The organism is Streptococcus mitis, assembly GCF_013305725.1.
GTDB classification, from domain to species: Bacteria; Bacillota; Bacilli; order Lactobacillales; family Streptococcaceae; genus Streptococcus; species Streptococcus mitis_BO.
Genome location: NZ_CP047883.1, coordinates 659,535 through 686,022, shown reverse-complemented (window position 1 = coordinate 686,022; position 26,488 = coordinate 659,535). Strand labels below are relative to the sequence as shown.

The following is a 26,488-nucleotide window of genomic DNA, read 5'->3' as shown; positions in this document are numbered from 1 at the left end:
ATATGAATACAGCTGATTTTGATTTCCACTTGCCTGAGGAATTGATTGCCCAAACGCCTCTTGAAAAACGGGACGCCTCTAAACTCCTCATCGTCAACCGTGAGACGGGAGAAATGCAGGATAAACACTTCCACTCTATTATTGATATGCTGGAACCTGGTGATGCCCTTGTTATGAACGACACCCGAGTTCTCCCTGCCCGCCTCTATGGTCAAAAGGAAGAAACTGGAGGCCATGTGGAACTTCTCCTGCTCAAAAATACTGCTGGAGATGAGTGGGAAGTTCTGGCTAAACCTGCCAAACGTCTCAAGGTCGGTACTCGTGTCAGTTTTGGTGATGGTCGCCTCATCGCTGTCGTTACGGAAGAATTGACTCACGGGGGCCGCATTGTCCGCTTTGAATACCAAGGAATTTTTCTAGAAGTCTTGGAAAGTCTGGGAGAAATGCCACTACCACCTTATATCCATGAAAAACTGGATGACCGTGAACGCTATCAAACCGTCTACGCCAAGGAAAGTGGCTCTGCTGCTGCACCGACTGCTGGATTGCACTTCACCAAAGAACTGCTGGCAGAAATCCAAGCTAAGGGTGTTCATCTAGTCTATCTGACTCTTCATGTCGGACTCGGAACCTTTAGACCCGTTTCTGTAGATAATCTGGACGAACACGAAATGCACTCAGAATTCTACCAGCTTTCTGAGGAATCTGCTACCACCCTTCGATCTGTCAAGGAAAATGGAGGCCGTGTCATCGCTGTCGGAACCACTTCTATCCGCACCTTGGAAACTATTGGTTCCAAGTTTGATGGACAAATCCAAGCAGATTCTGGCTGGACCAATATCTTTATCAAACCTGGCTATGAATGGAAGGTTGTGGATGCCTTCTCAACCAACTTCCACCTGCCAAAATCAACTCTGGTCATGTTGGTTTCTGCCTTTGCAGGCCGTGAATTAGTCTTAGACGCTTATCAACATGCCATCCAAGAACACTACCGCTTCTTCAGTTTCGGTGATGCCATGTTTATCTATTAATTTTCATAATCAAAAAGCGCATATTATCAAGGTTTTATAAAGCCTGATAGTATGCGTTTTGTAATGGATAAAAAATGAAGTTAATTTATTCTAAAGCTCGGATCTTTCAAACTCTGGACACTGGCATTGATCACCGCGCCGACAATCAAAATCTTAGCGATGAGAATAAACCAGAACATCATGACCACAACGACAATAGAACTGAAAAAACGGACGTCCACTAGGTGATTGACATAATTGTTGACATAGACTGAAAAGATATTGAGCAGTAAGACCAGGGTCAACAAGACAAAGGCACTACCTGGCAATACATGTCGAATCCTTCGCACCTTAACATTGGGCAGGAAATAATAAATCATGACCAGGATGGCAAAAATCAAGGCATAGACCAAAGGGCCTGTTAGGTCTTGCAGATAATCAAAGAGAGGATTATCTGATTTCCAGTAGCTTTTGATAAGGTTGAGAAGCATGCGGCCAAAGACACTGAGAAAGAGAGCTAAGGCAAAAAGGATTTGCAAGCCAAAACTGACTAGTAAACTCATCAATTGCTGATAAATTAAACCTCTACTCTTAGCTACTCCGTAAGCTTTATTAAAAGCTTTCTGTAGGAAATTCATGGATTTTGAAAAGGTCCATAGGGCTGACAAAACCGCAAAACTTAATAAGCCCGTTGAAGGTTGGGTCAGCACTTCTGTAATAATCTTTGCAACCACATCATACATGGTATCGGGCAAGAATTCATTTACAACCTTTAAAAAATTGGAAACTGGAATCTGAAAATAAGGGAGGATATTGACCACCACCAGAAGCAGGGGGAAAATCGAAATCAACCAATAGTAGGCTACTGCGACACTGGTCAACTCACTATCTGATGCTTGATAATAATGTAAAAAAGCTTTTACTAAAGGCTTGTCTATCAGCTCTTTCCACCACTTCTTCATGTCACACTCCTTCACTTACAATCTTGATTAATTTCTTCTTACCAATTCCATCATATCATAAGGCAGGGTATTGGCAGCTTCCTTCAGAGAATAGTTCTCTAAGTTATTCACATTTTGTCGTAATTTCTTGGCATACTTGGTCGTAATCAATCGTTTTTCTTCGTATTCGAAAATCAATTTACGCTCCAGATAATAGCCTCTCAGCATTTCATCGATATTGTTGGGTTTGACACGATTGATAACCCGTTCGACAAAGGCACCACTGGTGATGATAGCTGTTTCACGGAGACGAGAATCCTGCATGAAGCTGATTAAAGAACTCTTATAAACCCCTTTTAGGTTCTCCAAACTTTCGATAATCATCTCTGTATTTTCTAGATAGAGTTCTGCAATTTGATCATAGTCAAGGGCTCTGAGTTTCTGTGATTCTTCATTTTTCCAACTGCGGAAAGTCTTACCTAAGGTAAAGACTTCGTGAAGGAGAAAACGTAAAATCCGCAAGGAAACAAGGAAATAATAGGTCACTCGTGAAGCAAACTTGCGATTGATACTTTGTTCCATGTTTTTCAGATAACGTTGGTAGACTCGATAGGCACGCTCACTCATCTTGCCTTCTTCGTAGGCCTGTTCCAGACCATCACTTTCAATACTGAGGATGAGAAGTTTCAAGGTCTCCCAGTCTTCTTGAGCCCCCTTATTTTCTTGACTCAAGATAAGATTCTCTATTCGTCCATGATAATTGTCAATAGCTGCATAGAGAGGGAGCTTATTTCTGGTATCTTCCAACTCTTTTTCCAACTCTATCGTTACTTCATTCAAAATGGCGATATGCATGAGATAGTCCTTGCTTTCTTCCTGTTCATCAGAAAGATGAGGCAAAACCACGAGGCCTGTTAAAAAGCTTACAAGCGTCACACCTGCGACAAGGAAAAGCAAGAGAGGATACTCCTGTTCTAGATTACTTGGTATCAGAAGGATCGTAGCAATCGACACCGTTCCCTTGACACCTGAGAAGGTCAAAAGAAGCATGTCCTTCATATACTTATTTAGCTTTTTCTTGAGACGTCTAGTCCTATAGGCATAATAGCCATAAATCATGACAAAACGAATGGCAAAGAGGACAAAGGTAAGGGCTATAAGAGATACCAATAAAAGTAAGGGATTATAGATTGGATTGGTCAAGATAGGCTCTGCTATCATTTCCAGCTCCATCCCTAAAATCACAAAGACAGAACCGTTGAGCATAAAGTTCACTGTATGCCAGACCGTCTCAGTCACCGTATCCACTTGAGCTTCAAGGAGCGTAATTTTCTTAAAACGGCTTGCCTTTAAAATCCCAGCAACTACGACGGCAATAATCCCTGAAACATGGACTTCTTCTGCCAGGAAGAAGGTCACCAAGGGCAAACTCAATTCCAGAAGAAGCTCACTAGCAATATCCGTTGCTCTCACACTTAGCAAGAAGCTATGGAGGAAACGGTTGGTCATGGCTGTTAAAAATCCAATTAAAAAACCGCCTAGGATTGAAAAGATGAGCGAACTACTCGCTTGCCCAAGGGAAAAGGCTCCAGTTGTCCAGGCTGTCAAGGCCACCTGAAAGGCAACCAAGCCAGAAGCATCATTCAAGAGCCCTTCACCCTTAAGGATATTGGACACGCGCTTAGGAAAGCTAAAGCGCTCTGAAAGAGAGGCAAAGGCAACCAAGTCTGTAGGTCCAAGGGCTGCCCCAACGGCCAAGCAAGCCGCCAAGGGAAGACTGAGCCAAAGAAGGTGGGCCAAGCCACCCAAACTCAAGGTCGAAATGAAAATCACTGGAAATATGAGATAAATAATGATTCGCCAGTGTTTTAAAATAGCCGTAATATCCGCTTCTTCCGACTCTCGGAAAAGCAAGGGCCCAATAACCAGGGCCAAAAACAACTCTGTATTGAGATGAAAGTCGGTATTGGGTAAAAAGAGACCAATCACAATTCCCAAAAGAATTTGCACCAAAGGGAGAGGCAAAAAGGGCAGAAGTTTATTGGTTGTACTTGAGACAATCAAGACCAGTAAAAATAGAATAAGATAAATCAGTAATTCCACGCACGCCCTCCTTAATCTTTTTTACAACAAGATTCAAAAATCTCCTTCTGCTCTTTAATTTTTTGGTCAATCTTGGAACAATCCTTGTGCTCAATTTTTCTCTGGCACCGTTCCATTTCAAGAGAAACTAATTTTTTCTTGATTTTAAGCATTTTTTTGCTCATGTGTGCTTGGTCTAACACACCTACTGCTCGTTCGTGGTGGGTTGATTCGACAAAATTCTGGCGCATGGCATCCAGCTTTTCACGTAGGTATTGTTTATCCATGTCTATATCTCTCTAATTTTTCAATCATTACTAAAAATGGTGGGTTGTTGACTTGGTTTAAAGTTCGGTAAATGGCAGCTGTGTACTCTTGTTGATTCAACTGGCTAACAAAATCCAAGACAGCATCCCTCTCGAGGTCGCCTCCTTCATGACCATAGTAGATCATGATAGCAATCCGTCCACCTTTGACAAGTAAGCCACACAGCTTTTCTAATGCTTCAATCGTTGTCTGTGGTCGGGTGATGACAGACTTATCAGCTGACGGCAGATAGCCCAGATTAAAGATACCTGCCTTGGCTTTTGTCACAAACTGGTCCAGTGTCTCATGACCTTGCAAGATTAACTGGGCATTTGTCAGGCCAGCTTGGTTCAAACGCTCTTGCGTCTTTTCCAAGGCTTGTTCCTGAATATCAAAGGCATAGACTTGCTTGGCTAGCTTGGCTAAAAAAAGCGTGTCATGGCCATTTCCCATAGTCGCATCCACTACGATATCCTCTTTTGTAACTACTTCAGCCAAAAAATCATGTGCCATCTCAAGTGGTCTTTTCATTTTCAAACTCCTGTTTTACAGCCTTGCATCCTTGAACACTTCCGCGACGTCGCATCTCCATCTCAATACTATTTAGAACTTCCCATTTATTGAGGCTCCACATAGGCCCAATCAGCATATCTCTAGGTGCATCTCCTGTGATTCGATGGATGACGATATGCTTGGGAATGATTTCCAGTTGGTCACAGATGACCTTGACATATTCGTCCTGACTCATCAACTGCAAGCGTCCTTCGTGGTAATCTCGTTGCATACGAGTATTTGTCATAAGATGGAGCAAATGCAGTTTAATTCCTTGAATATCGTTATCCGTGACACATCGGCGGACATTTTCAATCATCATCTCATGGGTTTCACCAGGAAGTCCGTTGATCAGATGGGAAACAATCTCAATCTTGGGATACTTTCTCAAACGCTTGACCGTTTCCACATACAATTCATAGGAGTGGGCGCGGTTAATCAGATCAGAGGTTTCTTCATAAGTAGTCTGCAAGCCCAATTCAACCGTCACATGCATTCGCTCCGATAATTCAGCCAAATATTCGATGGTTTCATCTGGTAAACAGTCTGGCCGCGTTCCAATATTGATTCCTACTACACCTGGCTCATTGATAGCCTGCTCATAGCGCTCTCGGATGACTTCCACCTTTTCATGGGTGTTGGTAAAATTTTGAAAATAAACCAGATACTTCTGAACATCCGGCCACTTACGGTGCATAAAGTCAATTTCCTTATAAAATTGCTCACGGATAGGCGCGTCCGGTGCTACGATAGCATCTCCAGAACCTGAAACCGTACAAAAAGTACAGCCTCCATGAGCCACAGTCCCATCACGATTAGGACAGTCAAACCCCGCATCAATAGGGACTTTAAAGGTCTTTTCTCCAAATAGTTTTCGATAATAATCATTCAAGGTATTATAAGATTTCATAACTTTCATTATAACAGAAAACATCTACAATCTCAAAAGCCTGACTTTCCTATAAATTCCTCTGTTTCTCGTTTCCTTTAGCGATTTTTTATGATACAATATGGATATGATTTTAATGAAATTAGCATCTATTTTATTATTGATACTGACCTTAGTAGTCTGCATTATCATAACCAAACTTTTTAGATTAAAAAAACTAGGACGAAACTTTGCGGATTTGGCTTTTCCAGTCTTGGTATTTGAGTACTACCTAATCACAGCTAAAACCTTTACCCATAATTTCCTCCCTAGACTGGGACTAGCCCTCTCACTCCTAGCCATTATTCTCGTTTTTTTCTTCCTTTTGAAAAAACGCAGCTTTTACTATCCTAAATTCATCAAATTCTTCTGGCGTGCAGGATTCTTATTAACCCTTGTCATGTATATCGAGATGGTTGTTGAATTGTTCTTAATGAAATAATCGAATCCCTAAACATTTTCTAGGGATTTTTGCTTTCTCTTCAAAATAAGATAGACAGTAACACTATACAATTTTATACAAAGAAAATCCCTTAGAAACTTATATTCCAAGGGATTTATCTTCTATCTAGAACAGAGTTGCTCTCTGATCTTTAATGATAAAGAAGGTATCAAAATTTCTAATCTTCTTTTTTACCTTTAGTGGCTACTAATCCTGCACTCAAACCGAGAAGAGCTAAACCTGCTGCTACTGCTGCTTGGCTTGCCGCACTTCCTGTATTTGGTAACTGGGCTTGGTTATCTTGACCGGCTTCACTTGAAGCGATTTGTTTTGTAGCTTCTTGCGTTACTGGTTTAGTTATTTCGCCAGCTGTACCGACTTCTACGATGCGATCCTGAACCATAACTTTATTATAGCTATCCTTTTCAGTTCGCTTACCATTTTCAACCTCAATCAAGTGAACACGGACACCTTGTCTTCCTTCTTGGAGGACTCGTGTTTCACCTGCGGGAAGTTTTTCGTTCTTTTGTTCCTGAACCTTGAAATCGATGGTTTCTTCTTCTAAAATAAGCTCTGGGCGATTCAGAACAAGATTTTTCACTTCGTCTTCTGGAAGAGAAGTTCCTAGTTTAGTACCAACTTCTACTATACGATCTTGTGCAGCAACTTTATCGTAAGTTTCTTTAAGCTGACGCTTTCCATTTTCCACTTCAATCAAGCGAACACGGACACCTTGTTTTCCTTCTTGGAGGACACGGGTTTCACCTAGATACAACTTATCAGACTTACGCTCCTGAGCATTGAAGTCAATGGTTTCTTCTTCGACTACAAGCTCTGGACGATTCAGAACAAGATTTTTCACTTCGTCTTCTGGAAGAGAAGTACCTGGATTGGTCCCCACTTCCACGATACGATCTTGTGCAACGACTTTATCGTAAGTTTCTTTAAGCTGACGTTTTCCATTTTCCACTTCAATCAAGTGAACACGGACACCTTGTTTTCCTTCTTGGAGGACACGGGTTTCACCTAGATACAACTTATCAGACTTACGCTCCTGAACCTTAAAGTCAATGGTTTCTTCTTCGACTACAAGTTCTGGGCGATTCAGAACAAGATTCTTCACTTCGTCTTCTGGAAGAGAAGTACCTGGATTGGTCCCCACTTCCACGATACGATCTTGTGCAGCAACTTTATCATATGTGTCTTTGAGTTGACGTTTCCCATTTTCCACTTCAATCAAGTGAACACGAACGCCTTGTTTTCCTTCTTGGAGGACACGGGTTTCACCTAGATACAACTTGTCAGACTTACGTTCCTGAACATTGAAGTCGATGATTTCTTCTTCGATTACAAGTTCTGGTCTGTTAAGCACAAGATTTTTCACTTCGTCTTCTGGAAGAGAGGTGCCTGGGTTGGTTCCAACCAAGACAATGCGGTCTGTCGGAACTTCTAACACTTCATGGAGTTTTTCTTCCTTACTTCCATTAGGATTTATCGCTGTGAAGATACGTTCCTTACCAACTTTTCCTTCTTGTTCTACACGAGTTTCACCAAGATACAGTGTTGAATCCTTTTTCTCAACTATCTTGTAGGCTATATCTTTTTCAACCAATTCAAGTTTTGGAAGTTCTTCTTGTACTGCAGCAACTGTTTTCTCAGAAACTGGTTTTTCCTTAGTAAACTGGATACGGTATTCCTTGACTTGTTTTCCATTTTCTGAAACAAGACGAACAAGTACTGGAAGGCTATCATCGCCACTATCTACAACTGTTGAAGCTACTTGATTGTTTTCTTCGACTGAAACTTTTGGACGTTGTCCGCTATAGGTTACTTGATAGTCTTGACGGTTTTCAGCGAAATCAGCAAGTTCTTTTCCATCTACAAGAATCTTCGATTGAGTGCTTTCTTGAGGCAATTCGCTTGGTGCAAGGAAGGTCATCTCAATCATCGCAACACCGCTCTTATCTGCTTTACGCTCCATACGCCATCTCATGGCTTTGGCTTTGACAGCTTTAAATGTTACGTTTATTTCATCACCAGCTTCAATGTCTTTATCCGCACGATAAGGAACAGCTTCCCAATTTTCTGGGTTGTTGAATGGATGTCCTGATTCATAAGCTTGGTAGTTTGAATAGTAGGTTGGCACTTCAAAGTCTGGACCGACATAGCGCTCTAAAACAAGTTTAGATGGTGCATCTGTACCACTATCTGCAAAGAAGTGAAGTTTGGCTTGCGCAACAGTCCGCTCTACAATCTTACCATTTTCACGGAAGATCACACCTGCTGATACTTCTGGATTAGAAGATGGCGTTGGAGACCAGTTTGTCCAACGACGATTTTCAGAGTGATCTCTATCATTGATATAGTCAACCCGGTCATGAGAACTGTCGTCAATATCATTAGTTGCTGAAGCAAAGGCCTGGTTACTGTTTTCATCATAGTTAGGGTTATCTGAAAGAGCCTCACCAAGTTTGTCTGTCACTCGTACAGTGAACTCAGCAGTAAGATTGCTACCAAGGACACGACCTCGAACAGTAAATTGACCTGCTTTTGTCAGATTTTCTGCTGGAACTTCTTCCCATTCAACTGTCAGGTCTTTTATTTCGTAACCGTCTTTACCTGTGAAGTAAACCGGAACCTTAGTCGGCAATTCGAGTGGTTGCCCTAGTTGCAACAAGCGAGCTTGTTTAACCGCAGCAACTGGTTTATGAGAAAGTAAGTTCTTATCCTTAGTGAAGTGCAGACGGTATTCTCCTAAGACGTCGCCATTTTCAGCTTTCGCGATGACACGAACTGGCTCACCTTCACGAACGCTTGGAACGACGGTAGCGAGACCATTGTTGCTAACACTTGCTGTGACTGCCGGAACTTTTCCATCTACAGACTCAAGGTAGTAGTCTGTCAAATCAGGGTTGAAGTTTGCTAAGTCTTTACCATCAACTTGGATTCTTGTTTGTCCTTGTTTGGCTGCCGCAACTTGTTTCGCAAAGATTTGTACTTCTGTGATAGACGTTCCACGCTTGTTATCTGCTTTAACCATGCGAATACGAACAGCATAGGTTTCAACTTTATCAAAGCTAAAGTGGTTCATTTCTCCAGCCTTGAGTTGAGCAGGGGCTTTTAGATTAGTCACTGGTTTCCAGTTAGCAGAATCATTAAAGACATGGTCCTCATTGGCTACAAAGCTAGGGTTTTTAGGAGCTGTTGGAGCAGTATTACCAACATAATACTCAATCACATAAGACTTCGGTGCACCAACTCCATGGTCTTCGTGGAATCCAACACTTAGATTATCAACGGAACGTTTGCTCAAGATACCTGAATCTCCGAATAGGACACCGACTGAAGCTTCTGGATTACTACGATTCCAGTTTGTCCAACGATTGGCTGGTCGGTCATTAAAGGAAATCAATTTATCGTTGACATTTGAAACAGGGTCGGTTGGATTTGAGTCTGAAGCAAAGGCAAGTGGCAATTCTGAACCGGTCCATTGGTCAGAAATGTTTGCACCTTGCTCAGTTTGAGCAGATACGCGAACATGAAGTTTAGTTGTTAATTGAGTACCTTCTAAGCGACCATTAACTGTAAAGACACCTTCCTTAGCGTATTGCTCTGGACGAATCGCATCCCATGCAACCTTAGCTGATGAAACGTGACCATTTGAATCATATGTACGAACGCTTTCTGGTAATTGTGGTGCTTCTGCGACTGGAGTTGTCACACTAACTTCTTCAACTGAAACGATGCCTTCTATAGATACTTTAGCACGCGCTTCCAGGTCAATGCCTTCAACTTTACCTAACACTTCAAAGCTTTGATAGTGGTCTAGTTTTTCTTTCGGAATAGCTTGCCAAGTGACTTTATGAGTTTTAGGGAAACCTTTGTCATACTCAACAGTTACTGTTGACGGGAGAGTAGGTTCTTGATGTAAATCTGTCACTACATTTACAGGACGGATGGATTGCGCAATCTTCTTCTCAGTATTTGCTTGTATAGTGAGATTAATTTGACCTGTAGCACCCTCATATTCAGCTTTCAGAGTAAGTGCTCCTGGTTTATGCAACTCAAGCATTCCTTTTCGGACTGCAACTTCCCCTTCACCGCTTGTAGAGAAGCTCACCTTATCAGCTGGTAATACAGCTTGCGTTCCATCTTGATAATGAGCTCGAACCGACAAGTTGACTGTTTGGTCTTCTTTGAGACCGTCAGCTTGTTCCACTTGCAAGCTCAAATGAGCAATTTTTGGTGCTTCTTCTAGGAATTGAATTGCATAGGTTTGAAGAGGGCCACCATCTTTAGACTGAACAAAGATGCTTGCACGCATGCCGTTTGCTGCGCTTGCTTGAAGAACTGTAACATCCGCATTTTCAGCACTTGCTGTGACTTCTGGCAATTGGGCACCATAAGCAAGAGTGCGGTATTGCATTGGTTGTTGACTAGTAAGGCCTGTTACTGCCTCACCACCAACAGTAAAAGTTGGCACTACAGGTGCTGCAGCTTTTCCTTCTTCTACCACAAGGGTTGCATGAATAGTTTCTCCAGCTAACTGACCAGTCATTTGAATACGCGATCCAGCTACTGAAAGTTTGGCTTTATCCGCTTCCGCAATCTCCCAACTATCTACTTCGTACTCTTGTACACTTCCATCGGTTACAAGTATTGACACATATTTATCTACAGTGTTCAAATCTGCTCCTGGAGCAACACGTTTAACTGTTGGTAATTCTTTCGCAATTGCTAGAACCTCGACACGAGCCTCTACCTCACGTCCATTTGCTGTACCTTTAACAGTCACAACTCCTGCTTGACTAACATCGACTTGAGACCAAGTTACTGGAAGTTTTTCACGACTACCATCGCTGTATACAAAACCTACTGTTTTCGGCATTTTTGGTTCTTTACCAATTAATGTACGAACTCTTGCTACTTCTGTCCCCAAAACAGTCTTCTCTTGTCCTTCTTTTTTACCAGTAAAGACAGTTACTTGACTAGATTTCAAGAGATCTGAATGGGCTGTCAGTGTGAATTTCCCTGCTTGTTCAGTTGATTTGACAATGGCAACCCCTTTACCATTAAATGCTTTACGAATCCAAGAACCATCTGCTTGTGCCTTATAGCGTTCACGGCTGGCTTGTTCTCCGTTATCGACGCCGACAAGTTGACCTTGTCCGTGCAATTGGAAGCGAACCAGATTATTGGCAGTTGGTACTACATTCCCTTGGCTGTCAACGATTTCGTAGTAGATGTATGTCAAGTCTTTTCCATCTGCTGCGATTGCATGCTCTTCCTTGATAAGACGAACTGCCGCTGGCTTACCAGCAGTCGTAATCTTATCTCGAGCAATTTCCTTGCCAGATTCATCACGAGCAATTGCTTCCAAGGTACCTGGTTGATAAGCAACTTTCCATTCAAGATAAAGTTCATTAGCATTAGCACCTTCTTGGTAAGTTCGTCCATCGCTAGTTTGTTTTTTGTTGAAAGTCTTAAGACCAAGAGATTTTCCATTCAAGAACAATTCTACACTTGCAGCATTAGAATAAGCACGTACAGGGATTTTATTTTCCGCGTCTGCTACATTGTCTATCAACTCTTTGTTTTCCCAGTTCCAGTGAGGAAGAAGGTGAACCATTGGTTTTTTCTTGGCAGAAACCCATTGACTTTGGTAAAGATAAAAGTCGTTTTTTGGAATACCTGCAGTATCTACGATACCAAAATAAGAGCTTTTAACCGGCGTGTTGTTTTGGTTGTGCCATGGAGTTGGTTCACCGATATAGTCCGTACCTGTCCAAATGAATTGACCAGCATAGCCAGCATTGTTACGGTCAAATGTCCATGAAGCAGTTGCCGTTTTACCCCAACCAACACGGTCATTCCCATAATCTGACTGTTCATAGTTACGCCATGACTGATTACTTTGTACCCACTCACGCTCTGGGTGGAAGTAACTTCCTCTTGTACGCGTTGCTGAAGATGTTTCTGACCCATAAATCAACCATTTTGGATGCTTAGCTCTGAGGGCTTTGTAATTATCTTCAGAGTAGTTAAATCCAACAGCATCGAGTTCATCAGCAATTTTTTCATGCCCACCGCTACCATTACCGAAACGGAACTTATCTGCTCCCATGGTAACATAACAAGTCTTATCAACACCCTTGATAACTTTGACTAGACGTTTAACAGTCGCTAGAGAATGGGGATCCCCATTTGCTTCACCGATTTCATTTCCGATTGACCACATAAAAACAGCAGGATTATTTTTGTCTCTCTCTACCATAGTACGTAGATCGTAGTCGGACCATTTTTCACCTTTTTTAGCCTCAGGATGGGTAGCATCTTTTTCAAAGAAACGTCCATAGTCATAAGGTTTCTTTCCGCCATACCAAGTATCAAAGGCCTCTTCTTGAACAAGTAAACCAAGTTCAGCTGCAATCTGTAAAGTCTGAGGACTTGCTGGGTTGTGAGTCGTACGAATCGAATTCACTCCCATTTCCTTCATCTGTTTCAGTCTACGGTACTCAGCCTTGTAGTTTTCTTCTGCTCCAAGCGCTCCGTGGTCATGGTGCAAGGAAACTCCATGGAATTTAATGCGTTCACCATTCAAAGAGAAGCCCTCATTTGGAGTCCAGTTATAATATCGGTAACCAAACAGATCCTTCTTAGCATCAACTAATTGACCGTCCCGGTAAACACGCGTAATCAATTCGTACAAGGCAGGTTTATCATTTAAAACGGTCCAGAGTTTTGGTCTTTCAACTTCTAAAATCGCATCAAGGCTAGTTGCTTCATGTGCTTTCAAGGTACGACTCTCTGTACGTACTAGACCTGTCACAGCCTGACCACCACGTTCAACGATTTGATATTCTGCTACAAGTTCATGGTCTTTGTCGTCCGTATTGACGATTTTGCTGGTCACATGAGTTTCAACCTTGCCATGTTGTTGTTCTTCAAGTTTTGGTGTTAAAATAGTTGTCCCATTTTTCTCAACATGCACCTTATCTGTCACTTGTAAAGTCACATCACGGTAGATACCACTTCCTGAATACCAACGGCTGCTTGGCTGTTTGTTGACTGCATGAACAGCAATTACATTCTCACGTCCATCTTTGTTCAAGTATTTAGTGATATCATATGAAAATTGATTATAACCATTTGGGTAATGACCCACTAACTGACCATTGACATAAACTTGAGAATCCATGTAGACGCCATCAAAAGTAAGGCGAACATTTTTCTTGAGGTCTTTTTCATCTAGTTTGAAAGTCTTGCGATACCAAGCTTCCCCACCGTTAAGCTGTCCACCTTCATTTTGTGCAGGAGATTCATGATCAAAATCGTTAAAGATACTCCAGTCATGCGGTAAATCTAATTTTTTCCACGTAGATACATCTGCATCCGGTTTAATGGCTTCTTTAGAATTCGCATTGAGTTTAAAGTGCCAATTTTGGTTAAAATTCACTTTTCTGTCTTCAATCATTTGATTGACTTCTTCATTTGTCACAGCTTTAACATCTTCCTTGAGCGGTTTTTCTTGACTTGAAGCTTGTGATTCTATCTTTGGAGCTTTTTCTTCAGATTTTGAAGACGCTTTTTCCTCTTTTAGAGTTACTGCTTCATCTTCTTTCTTCTCAGATGAAATAGACTCAGTCGCACTAGGTTGTTTTTGTGCTGTACTTTCGACTACATTTTTAGTATCCAAAGCTTGATCAACCTTTTCTTCTACTATCGGTTTTTCCTCTTTAGGTTTCTCAGCAGTATGAGTAATAGGTGTTTCATCCGCATTAACTACAGATTCTCCAGCTATATTTCCTGCGAATAGAACTGCACAAGTTCCAATCATTACTGAGCAAGCTCCTACAGCAAACTTACGAATGCTATAAACTCTTTTCCGATTCCAATGGCCTTTTCCCATAAAATCCCCCTTTTAGTAATCGCTTTCATTTTTATGTAAGCGCATAACTTTTAATAGTCTTTTATCCTTATTTTATAAAATAATATAGGAATTTTCAATACTTTAAGCATATAAAATAATATTTTTGATTGTTTTTTCTAAAATTTGTAGAAGAATTAAAAATCTGAATGTAGTTTTAAAAAAAATACTTACTAACATCTAAATCTTGAGCACCAAAAAAGTTCCTTTAAAAGGAACTTCTTCTATTTATAATTAAAAGTTTCCCCTGCCAACTTATCAGCTAACTTGGGAAAGAGAGTATAAAACTTATGGACTAGGTTCAACAACATCGGGAGATTGAGTTCTCGTTTGTTTTTTCCTATAATCTTGACAATCTTTTTAGCCACTGTATCTGGTTCTAGCAGGAAACGGTCAACAGATTTGAGATAGGTTCCATCTGGGTCGGCTTGGTCGAAAAATCCTGTACGGATTGGACCTGGATTGACTGTTGTCACATAGACTCCATAGGGCATAAGTTCGAGGCGCAACGCATTTGAAAAACCAATGGCCGCAAACTTGGTCGCTGAGTAGAGACTAGACTTGCCAGTAGCGATTAAACCTGCCATGCTAACAATATTGATGATATGGCCTTTTCGACTTTCCTTCATTCGAGCCGCAAGGCGACGAGACAGATTCATTAGGGCAAAGGTATTGACCTCGAACATCTGATGAATATCTTGGTCGGAAATCTGGTCAAATTCCTCAAAGATCCCGTAACCAGCGTTGTTTATCAAAACATCAATCTTGCCATAACGGAGATAGAGGTCTGCTACCATAGTTTCTAAGGCTGAATCATCGGTAATATCGATTTCAATCAATTCTGCATGAGGATGGTTTCCGTAGAGTTGGGCTAATTTTCCCTTATTTCTACCAAGCAAGATGAGTTGGTCATTTTGCAAGAGTTTGACCATTTCTTGAGCTAGGCCACCGCTAGCTCCGGTAATGAGAATAGTAGGCATACTTATCCTTTCTCAAGCTTTTAGATTTCCACTTCTTCCAAGTCTTTGACCACATGGACATTTTCAAAAACACTAGCAGCGTCTTTTTTGAGCTTGCTGATATCTTTTGAGAGGAAACGGGCACTGATGTGGTTAAGCAGAAGGCGTTTGGCACCTGCTTCTACTGCCACCTGCGCTGCCTGCATGTTGGTTGAGTGGCCATGATTACGAGCAATTTTTTCATCGCCCTTGCCATAAGTGGATTCATGGACAAGGACATCGGCGTTGACAGCCAGACGCACACTAGCATTGGTTTTTCTGGTATCGCCTAGAATAGTAATAATCTTACCAGGACGTGGCGCTGAGATATAGTCTGCTGCCTTGATTTCAGTTCCGTCTTCCAAAACAACATCCTGGCCGTTTTTGATTTTCCCAAAAAGTGGGCCAAATGGGACACCAGCTGCCTTGAGTTTTTCAGCATCCAGCGTTCCTTCTAGGTCCTTTTGCATGACACGATAGCCAACGCAGAAAATAGTATGGTCCAGTTCCTCTGCATACACAGTGAATTTATCGGTCTCAAGGATTTTCCCAAGGGAATCTTGGTCAAACTCATGAAAATGAATTCGGTAAGGCAGGCGCGAACCTGACACACGAAGGCTGGTTAAGACAAATGACTTGATTCCCTGAGGTCCATAGATTTCCAAATCTGTCTGCTCTTCATTGGCCTGAAAGGCACGACTAGAAAGGAAACCTGGCAAGCCAAAGATGTGGTCTCCATGTAGGTGGGTAATAAAGATTTTGCTGACCTTACGTGGTCGAATTGTGGTTTCCAGAATGCGATTTTGCGTACCTTCTCCACAGTCAAAGAGCCAGACTTCGTTAATCTCGTCCAAGAGTTTCAGGGCGAGACTGGAAACATTGCGGGCTTTAGAGGGCTGACCTGCCCCCGTTCCTAAAAATTGAATATCCATTCGATACTTTCTAATTAATCAATATATAACATGGCTGTGCGGTTTTCCGATCGGAAATAGCGCTTGCCAGTAAAAGCTCTAGCTTCTTGCAATAAATCCTCTTGACTGTAGGCTTTGAGACGTTTACGACCATCAGCCAAGCTTTCCAAATCAGTCAAAGCTGTGAGACTCTCCATGCTAACAACTTCCTCATCTACAACAGCCTTCATGTAAATCTTACCAGACTCTTCAAAGACCAGTTGATGGGGGAAAATTTGCGCAATTTCAAAAAGCAAGTCATCCGAAATCTTCTCTTCATTTTCAGAGAAAATCCGACCCAGACCCTCACTCTCATAACAAAAACCAAAGGATTTACCCGACAGATTAAGCCGAATAAAAGGCTTATTTTCTAGGGTGAAACTTGGCTCAGTATTGTAAAGATTCAGTTCCTGACTGAGTTCCGCAAAATAATCCGTCGCAGCCTCAGGACTTTTTTTCTGGTAGAGTTCTGCAAAATAAGCATTGACCACGCTAGGCGGAGGAGTGATCAGTGCCAACTGCTCTTGCTCTGTTTTACCAGCTAGAAGTTGATCCAGATAGACCTTATCCAGACTTGTATAGCCCCCATATTTTAGAGCCAAGGTTTTAATATCAGTCATAAAATTCCTCTAACCTCCATTTATTTTTCTCGGAAATGTAGCCTGTAATCACTTCGCCGTCTTCCTGATAATCACGTTCTTCAAGAATCGCAACACTTTCTAAATCATGAATCTTGTAGGACTTAGAAAAAGGCACGCGCAGGGTAAAAGATTCAAAAATATCCTTGATTTTCTCTAAAAATAGTGTCTGCAAGTTCTCACGACTATCCTCAGACTTGGCAGAAATGAGGGCATAAGGCGTTTGGGTCGGCGTAAAATCCTCCACCAAATCCGCTTTATTATAAAGGGTCAAGCGAGGAATATCTTCCATGTCCAGGTCTTTCATGATGGACAGGACTGTTTTTTCATGCTCCTCATGGTAAGGATTGCTGGTATCGATAACATGAACCAGAAGGTCCACATGCTTGCTTTCTTCCAAGGTTGACTTGAAACTGGACACCAACTCTGTCGGCAAATCTTGAATAAAGCCAACTGTATCTGTCAAAGTTACTTGGAGATTGCCTCCCAGATGGATACTCTTAGTTGTCGCGTCCAAAGTCGCAAAGAGCTCGTCTGCTTCATACTGTGTCTTACTGGTCAAAGTGTTCATGATGGTTGATTTCCCAGCATTGGTGTAACCAATCAAACCAATCTTAAAGGTGCTTGACTCCAAACGTTTTTCTCTGACAGTCGCCCGATTTTTCTCAACCACCTTGAGCTGGCGCTCGATATCCGTAATTTGATTGCGAACACTACGACGATTCAGCTCCAGCTGGCTTTCACCAGGTCCACGGGAACCAATTCCCCCTGCCTGACGACTGAGCATAATTCCCTGACCAACCAAGCGAGGCAAGAGATATTTGAGCTGAGCTAGGTGAACTTGGAGCTTCCCTTCATGGCTTCGAGCTCGCATGGCAAAGATATCCAAAATCAACTGCATACGGTCAATGACCTTGACACCGAGAACTTCTTCTAAATTGACATTTTGCCGTGGAGTTAAACGGTTGTTGACGATGACAGTGGTAATTTCTTCTGCATCCACCATAAGCGCAATTTCTTCTAACTTACCAGAGCCGACGAAGGTCTTGGAATCATATTTTTCACGTTTTTGTCTGTAGCTATCTACAACGACTGCCCCTGCTGTTTTCGCTAAACTGGCCAATTCTTCCATAGAGAGATCAAAATTGTCCATGCCCTGCAATTCTACACCAATGAGCAGGACCCGTTCCTCTTTTTTCTCCGTTTCAATCATCTAAAAACTCCTCTATCTGGCTTAAAATGCGATCTTTTACACCAGTTTCTCCAATCTGATAAAAGGTCACCTGCATGCGATTACGGAACCAGGTCAACTGACGTTTGGCAAAACGACGAGTCGCCTGTTTGAGACTCTCACTAGCATCCTCCAAGGTCTGCTCTCCACGGAAGTAAGGAAAGAGTTCCTTGTAACCAATCCCTTTAGCAGCCTGCACATCTGGATAATGGTCAAACAACCACTTAGCTTCGTCTAGAAGTCCAGCTTCAAACATCAGGTCCACTCGGTGATTGATACGCTCATAAAGCTGACTGCGCTCATCGTCCAAGCAGATAATCAGCGGTTCATATAGACTCTCTTTATTTTCCAAATCCTGACCAAAATGGGCAATTTCCAAGGCACGCATCGCACGACGACGATTAAACTGGGAAATCTCAAGGTCTGCTTGCTCCACCAAATGGGCTAATTCCTCATCTGAATATGGCTCCAAACTAGCTCGATAAGCTAAAATCTCCTCATGAGGAGTCTCACCACCTAGGTGGTAGCCTTCAAGCAAGCTCTGGATATAAAGCCCAGTCCCACCAGCAATAATAGCTAGCTTGCCACGGCTTTGAATATCCTCAATAGCCTTCTTAGCTTCTGAAACAAAATCAAAAGCCGAGTAAGACTCGGTTACCTCTCTAACATCGATTAAATGATGAGGAACAGCTGCCTGCTCTTCTGGACTAGCCTTAGCCGTCCCTATATCCAGACCTCGATAGACTTGCTGGCTATCTCCACTAACCACTTCGCCATTAAAACGCTTTGCAACTTCGATGGCAAGGGCTGTTTTTCCAACTGCAGTCGGTCCAACAATCACAATTATTTTTGTTTTCATCTTTTTTCCTTGAAAAATTCCCATTTTTTCGTTACTATTATTATAACACAAAAAGGTCAGTCAGAAAAATGTGACCTCTTGAGGGGGCTGGCTGATTAAGAAGATAAAGGAGGAAGACTCATGGCTAAAGGATTCGCTAAAGGTCTTGTAACAGGTGTCGCAGGAACTGTCGCTGCAGTCGCAGGTGCAGTATACGCATTTAAAAAGAAAGTGATCGAACCAGAAGAGCAAAAAGCAGCTTTCATCGAAGAAAACCGTAAAAAAGCAGCTCGTCGCCGCGTATCACGTTAAGAAACAAAAGAAGTTGGGATTTATTTTCTCAACTTCTTTTTTCTATTCTTTTAAATAGCTAGGTCAAACTTCAACTGTGGCTTGACAGGGTCATAATCCACCAACTCAAAGTCCTCTGCTTTAATATCAAAAAAATTGGTCTTATCTGGCACATTCAAGACCAAACGTGGTTGGCAGTTTGATGGCTCACGACGGAGCAATTCCTGAGCTTGTTCAAATTGATTGTCATAGATATGGAGATTGTTGATGAAGTAGAAGAACTTCCCAACCTTCCAGCCGAAATGTTTGGCAATCATCATTTGAAGAGCCACATACTGCATAGCATTGATGTGGTGGGCCACCAGCATATCGTTAGAACGCTGGGTCAAGGTCGCATCCAGATAGATCTCCCCATCTACACGGCGGACATCAAACATGGTCTGAAAAGCGCATGGGAGCAGCCCATCTGTTTCTTCGAAAGCTTGGTAATCCCAGAGCGAAATGATATTGCGGCGGTTCCAAGGGTTGGCTTCCAACTGCTTGAGAATCTTATTGATGATATCGTGTTTCTTAACAACGGCACCATAGCGCTCACCGATGGTTCCCGTATCTCCCACTTCCCAGTCATTCCAGTAGTGAACATTGTACTTGTCATTGAGCACGTCTAGTCTATTTGACTGGTCTTGGTAAATCCAAAGGACTTCCTTGATGGCGGATTTGATGGCAATAGGACGCAAGGTTGTGATGGGGAATTCCCCCTTTGCCAAGTCATACTCGGCAAATGCACCCGTTACATACTTGGAGTTGGCAACAGTCCCATCCTTGTACTTGGGACGGGCCTGCTCAGAAAAGACACCGTCTTTGAGGATTCGTTCAATATTCTCTTTAAAAATCGTATCTGCTTTTGTCATTTACTCTCACCTCATTTATTTCCTAACTAGTATAGCATAAAAAAAGAAAGGAGGAAAATCACTCGCTGTAAAATAGTGTTTTTCTCCTTTTATTATTTTATTGCAATACAAGTGATGCTGCTCCAATAACCCCAGCGTCATTTCCTAGAGTTGCAAGAGCTAATTTAGTAGATGTGCGTACTTGTGGGAAGGTATTTTCGTCGTAAACCTTTTGAACACCTTGTAGAAGGAATTCTCCTGCAGCTGACACACCACCACCGATGACGATGGTTGATGGGTTTAGGATTGATCCGATGTTAGCACAAGCGATTCCCAAGTAACGTGAGAAGTTACGGTAAACGATCAAGGCAAGGTCGTCTCCTTCTTTTGCCAAGTCAAAAACAGTTTTAGCAGTTACTTCTTCACCGTCGTCGATCAAGCGTTTCAAGGCTGCATCGCCTTCGTATTCATCGGCATAGCGACGAGTCAAGTTGACAATCCCTGTTGCAGAAGCGACTGTCTCAAGACAGCCTTTCTTACCACAGGTACATGCGATTGGTTGGTCAAAGTCAACAGTGATGTGGCCAAGCTCACCTGCTGCACCAGCAACACCGTGAAGCAATTTGCCTTCTGCAACGATACCGCCACCAACACCAGTACCGAGTGTCATAAAGACAACGTCTGGTTGGTTATCTCCAGCACCCATCCAGCGCTCACCAAGAGCAGCTACGTTGGCATCATTATCGATGAAGAAAGGAATGCCCAAGGCTTTTTCAATCTTTTCTTTGATTGGTTGAAGGGTTTTCCAGTTGAGGTTGTAGGCACCAATAACAGTTCCTTTTTCACGGTCAACCACACCAGGTGATCCCATTCCAATACCTTGGAAGTCTGCTGCTGCCAATCCAAGCAAGTCCAAACGATGTTGAATAGACTCAATCATATCATCTACGATATGACTTCCCTCATCCAAAATGTTGGTCTTGATAGACCATTTTTCTTGGATCTCTCCTGCTGTTGTCAAGATTGCAAATTTGATAGAAGTTCCACCAAGGTCAATCCCAATAATCTTTTGACTCATCGTCTTCTCCTTTTTAATTGAAAATGCTTACAGATATAGTATAACAAAATCATTAGATTTGTGCAAAGCTTTGCATGAAAAAGTTACATCTAATAATTAATAACTATTTATCCCCTAGTTTTTGAATTGCATAATTAGCTTCTTCTTCTGTAAATCCTCCATCATAAGGCGAGACTAGCCGTCTATGTATTTCCAATTTCGATATTTTATTATATTTTCTATAATCCCTTGCTGTAGCTAAGGCATTCGCCTTATAGTCTGCTTGCAAATGATTGATAGCATATTGTGCAGTGTCACTATTAAAACCTTCAAAAATTAACATCCTATAAATTCTTTTTTCTGACAAATGAATCCTATTATAAGCTTGTGCTTCCTTTAAAGCTGCTGAGTATGGATTCCCGTTTGCCGGTTTTAGTTGCCGCACACCATCGTATCCTACATAGTAACGGCCACCATCTACCCATTTGCCCCTAGCCATTTCACCATCTGATCCAACATAGTAACGGCCACCATCTACCCATTCATTCTTGGCCATCTTTCCATCCGATTTATAATAATAAGCTCCTACCCATTTATTGCGAGGATAGCTGCCTTCTGATGGTAGATTAAGTTTTTGAATAGCATAGTTGGCTTCTTCTTTGGTAAAGCTACCATCATACGGAGAGGTCAGCTTTCTATATAATTCTGATCTAGATGAACTACCATATTTTCTATAATCCCTTGCTGTAGCTAAGGCATTCGCCTTATAGTCTGCTTGCAAATGATTGATAGCATATTGTGCAGTGTCACTATTAAAACCTTCAAAAATTAACATCCTATAAATTCTTTTTTTTGACAAATGAATCCTATTATAAGCTTGTGCTTCCTTTAAAGCTGCTGAGTATGGATTCCCGTTTGCCGGTTTTGGTTGCCGCACACCATCGTATCCTACATAGTAACGGCCACCATCTACCCATTTGCCCCTAACCATTTCACCATCTGATTTAACATAGTAACGACCACCATCTACCCATTCATTCTTGGCCATCTTACCATCTGATTTGAGATAATAATTTCCTACCCATTTGTTGCGAGCAGAGCTTCCTTCTGCTGTTAGATAATAATATGAACCATGCTTTTTATCATAAATCCAGTCACTTTTAACCTTTTTTCCATCAGAATCAACATAATAACGACCACCATCTACCCATTCATTTTTAGCTCTCTTTCCATCTGATTTGACGTAGTAATTTCCTACCCAGCCAGACTGAACTTTAGATTTTGATTTATCCTGTTTAGGAGTTGTTTCTTTAGGTTTCGGTGCTGGCTTCAGCGCAGGTTTTGGTGCTGGCTTCGGCGCGGGTTTTGGTGCTAGCTTCGGCGCAGGTTTTGGTGCTGGCTTCAGCGCGGGTTTTGGTGCTGGCTTCGGCGCGGGTTTTGGTGCTGGCTTCGGCGCAGGTTTTGGCGCTGGCTTCGGCGCAGGTTTTGATGCTGGCTTCGGCGCAGGTTTTGGTGCCGGCTTCGGCGCAGGTTTTGATGCTGGCTTCGGCGCAGGTTTTGGTGTCGGCTTCGGCGCAGGTTTTGATGCTGGCTTCGGCGCGGGTTTGGGTGTCGGCTTCGGCGCAGGTTTTGGTGCTGGCTTCGGCGCGGGTTTTGGTGCTGGCTTCGGCGCGGGTTTCGGTGTCGGCTTCGGCGCGGGTTTCGGTGCCGGCTTCGGCGCAGGTTTTGGTGCTGGCTTCGGCGCGGGTTTTGGTGCTGGCTTCGGCGCGGGTTTTGGTGCTGGCTTCGGCGCGGGTTTTGGTGCGGGTTTTGGTGCAGGTTTTGGTGCAGGTTTTGGTGCAGGTTTTGGTGCAGGTTTTGGTGCAGGTTTTGTATTCTCTTTTACAATCTTACCATTTTTAGACGCATCCTTTTCTTGAGCAGATACTTTCTGAGATGAGAAAGGCAACATCCCCATTGTATCTGAAAGAGAAACAAGTGCAAGTGTAGTTGCTGCTAAACTTGTAACCAAAATTTTTTTTGATCTTCTCATAAAAATCTCCGTTGTTTTTAATGATTTATACCTATAGTATACCATATCCTTAATCTTTTTTATATTAAAATAATAACTATTTATGAAAGCCCTATTTTAAAATGAAGTGCAACACAAAAGACATGTTCATCTGATATTACCTATTATCCTATTTTTTAATTTCTTATTTAACCCATTTACCTGAACCATCTACACGATAACCATCTGGTGTACGTTCATTAACAGCCATTTTACCGTTTGATTTAAGATAGTAATTTCCTACCCAGGTGTTACGAGCATAACTTCCTTCTGATGTCAAGTAGTAATATGATTTATAGTTACTATCATATATCCACTCACCTTTAGCCATCTTACCATCTGATTTTAGATAATAATTACCTGACCAAGTGTTACGAGCGTAACTACCTTCTGATGTCAAGTAGTAGTATGATTTGTAGCTACTATCGTAGACCCACTCACCTTTAGCCATCTTACCATTTGATTTAAGGTAGTAAGCTCCTTGCCATGCATTCTTTGCATAAGATCCATCTGATTTCAAATAATACCAAGCTTGATAGGAAGTATCATAAATCCATTCGCTCTGTGCCATTTGACCATCCGCTTTCAGATAATAGCTTCCCTGCCAAGCATTTTTCACTGGATTTCCATTTCCATCAAAGTAATACCATGCACCATCCTGCTTAACCCAGCCACTTGTTGTTGCTGAATTTGTATTGTTTTGAGCCGCAGTTGATTGTTTTGCTTTGAAAGCACCTTTTGGGGCATTTTTTAATTCACACGCCACACCATCATGATCACGGTCTAACTTAGCAGAATAACCAGGTTCTCCCTCATGAATATCTGAGTATCCATTCGCCCACGCCTCTTTACAACTAGAAAAATGAATGTTTTCTTCTGCTAACACAGGTTGTGAAAATAAGGCTAAAACTGGCAAGGTTGCCAGACTCATTTTTAAAAATAGACGTTTGCTCATTTCTTTCTCCCATAATTATGATATCGTTTTCAATATTATTTTATCAAACTTATTTCAGCAATTCAAGAAAACTTCTAGTTATTGCTGCAAACTCTTTTGGTTTGACTCTATTCAAGACATGAGGACCGTCAGGGATAATCTGGAACTGGGAATTTGGCATCAGTTCTTGAATAGCTTTCATTGAACTGAGATTAGGCTTATCTTGACTACCACAAATTAACAAAGTTGGATAGGGACAATTCTTTGCAATCTCTCTTAAATCAAGTGTTTTTAATTCCTCAGAAACTCCAACCAAAAGCGATTTATCTGCTCCCTGTTTCTCAAATGTCCTTTTGGGGAGTAGTTTAAATATCAGCAACTGAATGTAAAAAGGGATATTGCCAGCTAGTTTCAATGGACAGCCTGACAAAACCAAGGCCTGAAGATTTGGTAAATCGTAACTGGAAAGTTCTAGTGCCAGAGCAGCACCTAAGGACAATCCAACCAAAATAAAAGGTTCTGTCTCCTCTGACAAGTGCTGATAAATGCGCTCCTTGGCTTCTTGATAGGTAGCAACTCCGGAAGGAAATAACTCTAGGGCTTCAGAAGGATAATCTACAAGCAACTCTTGCACTTCTTTCCAACTATCTGCTGACTGACCTAGGCCATGTAAAAATATTAGTTTCATTTAGCTCTCCTTTACTGACAATTCATACAAACCCCTCACCGCGTTACAGCCATAGATGGCTTCTGCTTGAGCAAAATCTGCCAAGGTCAAGACTTTCTCTTCTACCTGTCCTGTTTCTAGTAAATGCTGACGATAAATTCCTGGCAAGATTCCAAGTCGGATAGGCGGTGTGTAGAGTTTCCCTGAAATTTTCAGAACCAAATTTCCGATAGAGGTTTCAAGAAGTTCTCCTTTTCCATTATGGTAAATCTTCTCTTGTTCCCCTAGGCTCAAATGCGGTCGGTGAGTCGTTTTGAAATAGGTAAATGCTTGTTGCAAATTGGCTTCCTGAAGGTAAAGTTGGACCTGACAAAAACTTGGACTGAGGGGTGTTAATACTTGGCGATCTACTTCTATCTCTCCAGACTTGCTGAGAGAAATACGCAAACGGTAATCTTGATTAGCATCACAAGCCTGACACTCTGCTTCAATCTTTTGTCTCAAAATTTCTGGGTCAAAAGGAAAGGCAAAATACCGACTAGCTGTTCTCAATCTTTCCAAATGCTGATATTCAAACAACAAGTTCTTCTGGCTGATTTTCCCTGTAGTAATCAGTTTGAAGCGAGCTTGTTTACGATAGAGAACTGCTGCCTTTTGATGAACCTCACGGTATTCAGACTCCCAAGTGCTATCCCATGTAATGCCTCCGCCAACTCCATAGATGGCTTTCCCTTGATACAGTTGAATAGTCCGGATAGCCACATTAAAAATCCGTCGTCCATTTGGAAGCAGGAGACCAATCGTTCCGCAGTAGACTCCACGCGGTTGTGGCTCCAAGTCCTTTATAATCTCCATAGTCGCAATTTTCGGTGCTCCCGTTATGGAACCACAAGGAAATAGAGAACGGAAGATTTCAACAAGGTCAACATCCTCTCGCAACCGACTCTTGATAGTCGAAGTCATCTGCCAGACAGTCGAATACTGCTCCACTTGACACAAACGCTCCACATGTTCACTCCCCACTTCAGAAATACGATTCATATCATTGCGCAAGAGGTCCACAATCATCATATTTTCAGAGCGATTTTTGGGATCCTGCTCCAACCAGCTAGCCTGTTCTAAATCTTCTTGGTCAGTCATGCCACGCTGAGTCGTTCCCTTCATTGGTCGTGTTGTCAACTCGCGGTCATTTTGCTCAAAAAAGAGCTCTGGGCTCATGGAAATCACTGCCATCTCGTCATGTTCAACATAAGCATTGTAACCCGCCTCCTGCTCTACCACCATACGATTGTAGATGGCAAAAGAATTGGCACTTAAATCTTGCTTGAGTTGGACGGTGTAGTTGACCTGATAGGTATCTCCCTGCCGCAAATGATAGTGAATCTGGGCAATCGCCTTTTCATAATCCTCTGCAGACGTTACTTCCTGCCAATTTGAAGGCAAATCAACCTCATCATAAGTCAGAGGAATAGGGGATGTTTCTACCCTATCATGAACTGTAAAATATAGCAGGTACTCTCCCAGTAAAGGAGCTTTATGAACTGCCAATTTCTCTTCAAAAGCAGGTGCAGCCTCGTAGCTGACATAGCCCACCACATAATAGCCTTGCTCTTGGTAACTTTCCACTTGTGCCAGCAAATCTGCCACTTCTGCTACATTTCTCGTTTTCAACTCTTTAATCGGCTGGGTAAAGGTGTATCTCTCCCCTAAAGCCCTAAAATCAATCACTGTTTTTCTATGCATATTTCAAGTATAG

20 protein-coding genes are annotated in these 26,488 nt (G+C 42.1%); 3 read left to right on the top strand and 17 right to left on the bottom strand.

Annotated elements, in window-relative coordinates:
• Nucleotides 1–2: 2 nt before the first annotated feature.
• Nucleotides 3–1,031 carry a tRNA preQ1(34) S-adenosylmethionine ribosyltransferase-isomerase QueA gene (gene queA, locus M594_RS03380; RefSeq protein ID WP_173875969.1) on the top strand — a complete coding sequence of 343 codons (1,029 nt, stop codon included), beginning with the start codon at nucleotides 3–5 and terminating at the stop codon, nucleotides 1,029–1,031.
• Nucleotides 1,032–1,111: 80 nt separating this feature from the next.
• Here the strand turns inward: queA and M594_RS03375 are convergent, their stop codons facing one another.
• From M594_RS03375 to M594_RS03355, 5 genes are read right to left on the bottom strand one after another with little or no spacing between them, the layout of a single operon-like run.
• On the bottom strand, nucleotides 1,112–1,972 hold the full coding sequence (locus M594_RS03375) for a YihY/virulence factor BrkB family protein (protein WP_173875968.1): 861 nt from the start codon (nucleotides 1,970–1,972) through the stop codon (nucleotides 1,112–1,114).
• Nucleotides 1,973–1,999: 27 nt separating this feature from the next.
• Nucleotides 2,000–4,054: a cation:proton antiporter gene (locus M594_RS03370; RefSeq protein WP_173875967.1), complete on the bottom strand. Its 2,055-nt coding sequence runs from the start codon at nucleotides 4,052–4,054 to the stop codon at nucleotides 2,000–2,002.
• Between the two features lie 11 nt (nucleotides 4,055–4,065).
• Nucleotides 4,066–4,320, bottom strand: coding sequence for a hypothetical protein (locus M594_RS03365; protein ID WP_173875966.1), 255 nt, complete (start codon nucleotides 4,318–4,320; stop codon nucleotides 4,066–4,068).
• Nucleotides 4,313–4,870, bottom strand: coding sequence for a tRNA (mnm(5)s(2)U34)-methyltransferase (locus tag M594_RS03360; protein ID WP_173875965.1), 558 nt, complete (start codon nucleotides 4,868–4,870; stop codon nucleotides 4,313–4,315). The genes M594_RS03365 and M594_RS03360 overlap by 8 nt, the downstream gene beginning before the upstream one ends.
• The gene (locus tag M594_RS03355) at nucleotides 4,854–5,810 is read right to left on the bottom strand and encodes a TIGR01212 family radical SAM protein (RefSeq protein WP_153193854.1); all 957 of its coding nucleotides are present in this window, start codon (nucleotides 5,808–5,810) and stop codon (nucleotides 4,854–4,856) included. The genes M594_RS03360 and M594_RS03355 overlap by 17 nt, the downstream gene beginning before the upstream one ends.
• Before the next feature lie 91 nt (nucleotides 5,811–5,901).
• On the opposite strand from M594_RS03355, the gene M594_RS03350 reads away from it, so the two are divergent.
• The gene (locus M594_RS03350) at nucleotides 5,902–6,261 is read left to right on the top strand and encodes a DUF3397 family protein (protein WP_173875964.1); all 360 of its coding nucleotides are present in this window, start codon (nucleotides 5,902–5,904) and stop codon (nucleotides 6,259–6,261) included.
• Between the two features lie 178 nt (nucleotides 6,262–6,439).
• On the opposite strand, the gene M594_RS03345 is transcribed toward M594_RS03350, so the two are convergent.
• From M594_RS03345 to miaA, 6 genes are all read right to left on the bottom strand, one after another.
• A complete protein-coding gene (locus M594_RS03345; RefSeq protein WP_254597212.1) occupies nucleotides 6,440–14,170 on the bottom strand; it encodes a G5 domain-containing protein in 7,731 nt (2,576 codons plus the stop codon).
• A 242-nt stretch (nucleotides 14,171–14,412) separates the two neighbouring features.
• Nucleotides 14,413–15,168: an SDR family NAD(P)-dependent oxidoreductase gene (locus tag M594_RS03340; protein WP_173875963.1), complete on the bottom strand. Its 756-nt coding sequence runs from the start codon at nucleotides 15,166–15,168 to the stop codon at nucleotides 14,413–14,415.
• 20 nt (nucleotides 15,169–15,188) lie between these two features.
• Nucleotides 15,189–16,118, bottom strand: coding sequence for a ribonuclease Z (rnz, locus tag M594_RS03335; protein WP_084862498.1), 930 nt, complete (start codon nucleotides 16,116–16,118; stop codon nucleotides 15,189–15,191).
• Nucleotides 16,119–16,132: 14 nt separating this feature from the next.
• Nucleotides 16,133–16,756 (bottom strand): cystathionine beta-lyase, encoded by a 624-nt coding sequence (locus M594_RS03330; protein WP_000129696.1) that lies wholly within the window; start codon nucleotides 16,754–16,756, stop codon nucleotides 16,133–16,135.
• Nucleotides 16,749–17,987, bottom strand: a complete 1,239-nt coding sequence (gene hflX / locus M594_RS03325) for a GTPase HflX (RefSeq protein ID WP_173875962.1) — start codon at nucleotides 17,985–17,987, stop codon at nucleotides 16,749–16,751. The genes M594_RS03330 and hflX overlap by 8 nt, the downstream gene beginning before the upstream one ends.
• Nucleotides 17,980–18,864 (bottom strand): tRNA (adenosine(37)-N6)-dimethylallyltransferase MiaA, encoded by an 885-nt coding sequence (gene miaA, locus M594_RS03320; RefSeq protein ID WP_020902452.1) that lies wholly within the window; start codon nucleotides 18,862–18,864, stop codon nucleotides 17,980–17,982. Before miaA ends, hflX begins: the two co-directional genes overlap by 8 nt.
• 120 nt (nucleotides 18,865–18,984) lie before the next feature.
• On the opposite strand from miaA, the gene M594_RS03315 reads away from it, so the two are divergent.
• On the top strand, nucleotides 18,985–19,155 hold the full coding sequence (locus M594_RS03315) for a DUF3042 family protein (protein WP_001051780.1): 171 nt from the start codon (nucleotides 18,985–18,987) through the stop codon (nucleotides 19,153–19,155).
• A 50-nt stretch (nucleotides 19,156–19,205) separates the two neighbouring features.
• On the opposite strand, the gene M594_RS03310 is transcribed toward M594_RS03315, so the two are convergent.
• The 6 genes from M594_RS03310 to pabB form a co-directional block, all read right to left on the bottom strand.
• A complete protein-coding gene (locus M594_RS03310; RefSeq protein WP_173875961.1) occupies nucleotides 19,206–20,045 on the bottom strand; it encodes a thymidylate synthase in 840 nt (279 codons plus the stop codon).
• 97 nt (nucleotides 20,046–20,142) lie between these two features.
• Nucleotides 20,143–21,102 (bottom strand): ROK family glucokinase, encoded by a 960-nt coding sequence (locus M594_RS03305; RefSeq protein WP_125838762.1) that lies wholly within the window; start codon nucleotides 21,100–21,102, stop codon nucleotides 20,143–20,145.
• A 103-nt stretch (nucleotides 21,103–21,205) separates the two neighbouring features.
• Nucleotides 21,206–23,113, bottom strand: a complete 1,908-nt coding sequence (locus M594_RS03300) for an Ltp family lipoprotein (protein ID WP_254597204.1) — start codon at nucleotides 23,111–23,113, stop codon at nucleotides 21,206–21,208.
• Between the two features lie 163 nt (nucleotides 23,114–23,276).
• Nucleotides 23,277–24,086, bottom strand: coding sequence for an N-acetylmuramoyl-L-alanine amidase family protein (locus M594_RS03295; RefSeq protein WP_080975959.1), 810 nt, complete (start codon nucleotides 24,084–24,086; stop codon nucleotides 23,277–23,279).
• 49 nt (nucleotides 24,087–24,135) lie between these two features.
• Nucleotides 24,136–24,753, bottom strand: coding sequence for an alpha/beta fold hydrolase (locus tag M594_RS03290; protein ID WP_173875959.1), 618 nt, complete (start codon nucleotides 24,751–24,753; stop codon nucleotides 24,136–24,138).
• The gene (gene pabB, locus M594_RS03285) at nucleotides 24,754–26,475 is read right to left on the bottom strand and encodes an aminodeoxychorismate synthase component I (protein WP_173875958.1); all 1,722 of its coding nucleotides are present in this window, start codon (nucleotides 26,473–26,475) and stop codon (nucleotides 24,754–24,756) included.
• Nucleotides 26,476–26,488 lie beyond the last annotated feature (13 nt).

What these genes read in the sequence shown, in the direction of transcription:
- M594_RS03340 (WP_173875963.1), bottom strand. Translation starts at nt 15,168, where the DNA reads ATGCCTACTATTCTCATTACCGGAGCTAGCGGTGGCCTAGCTCAAGAA.
- M594_RS03365 (WP_173875966.1), bottom strand. Translation starts at nt 4,320, where the DNA reads ATGGATAAACAATACCTACGTGAAAAGCTGGATGCCATGCGCCAGAAT.
- hflX (WP_173875962.1), bottom strand. Translation starts at nt 17,987, where the DNA reads ATGATTGAAACGGAGAAAAAAGAGGAACGGGTCCTGCTCATTGGTGTA.
- M594_RS03350 (WP_173875964.1), top strand. Translation starts at nt 5,902, where the DNA reads ATGGATATGATTTTAATGAAATTAGCATCTATTTTATTATTGATACTG.
- M594_RS03355 (WP_153193854.1), bottom strand. Translation starts at nt 5,810, where the DNA reads ATGAAAGTTATGAAATCTTATAATACCTTGAATGATTATTATCGAAAA.
- M594_RS03315 (WP_001051780.1), top strand. Translation starts at nt 18,985, where the DNA reads ATGGCTAAAGGATTCGCTAAAGGTCTTGTAACAGGTGTCGCAGGAACT.
- M594_RS03360 (WP_173875965.1), bottom strand. Translation starts at nt 4,870, where the DNA reads ATGAAAAGACCACTTGAGATGGCACATGATTTTTTGGCTGAAGTAGTT.
- M594_RS03295 (WP_080975959.1), bottom strand. Translation starts at nt 24,086, where the DNA reads ATGAGCAAACGTCTATTTTTAAAAATGAGTCTGGCAACCTTGCCAGTT.
- M594_RS03300 (WP_254597204.1), bottom strand. Translation starts at nt 23,113, where the DNA reads ATGAGAAGATCAAAAAAAATTTTGGTTACAAGTTTAGCAGCAACTACA.
- M594_RS03310 (WP_173875961.1), bottom strand. Translation starts at nt 20,045, where the DNA reads ATGACAAAAGCAGATACGATTTTTAAAGAGAATATTGAACGAATCCTC.
- M594_RS03345 (WP_254597212.1), bottom strand. Translation starts at nt 14,170, where the DNA reads ATGGGAAAAGGCCATTGGAATCGGAAAAGAGTTTATAGCATTCGTAAG.
- M594_RS03330 (WP_000129696.1), bottom strand. Translation starts at nt 16,756, where the DNA reads ATGACTGATATTAAAACCTTGGCTCTAAAATATGGGGGCTATACAAGT.
- rnz (WP_084862498.1), bottom strand. Translation starts at nt 16,118, where the DNA reads ATGGATATTCAATTTTTAGGAACGGGGGCAGGTCAGCCCTCTAAAGCC.
- M594_RS03305 (WP_125838762.1), bottom strand. Translation starts at nt 21,102, where the DNA reads ATGAGTCAAAAGATTATTGGGATTGACCTTGGTGGAACTTCTATCAAA.
- miaA (WP_020902452.1), bottom strand. Translation starts at nt 18,864, where the DNA reads ATGAAAACAAAAATAATTGTGATTGTTGGACCGACTGCAGTTGGAAAA.
- M594_RS03290 (WP_173875959.1), bottom strand. Translation starts at nt 24,753, where the DNA reads ATGAAACTAATATTTTTACATGGCCTAGGTCAGTCAGCAGATAGTTGG.
- pabB (WP_173875958.1), bottom strand. Translation starts at nt 26,475, where the DNA reads ATGCATAGAAAAACAGTGATTGATTTTAGGGCTTTAGGGGAGAGATAC.
- M594_RS03375 (WP_173875968.1), bottom strand. Translation starts at nt 1,972, where the DNA reads ATGAAGAAGTGGTGGAAAGAGCTGATAGACAAGCCTTTAGTAAAAGCT.
- queA (WP_173875969.1), top strand. Translation starts at nt 3, where the DNA reads ATGAATACAGCTGATTTTGATTTCCACTTGCCTGAGGAATTGATTGCC.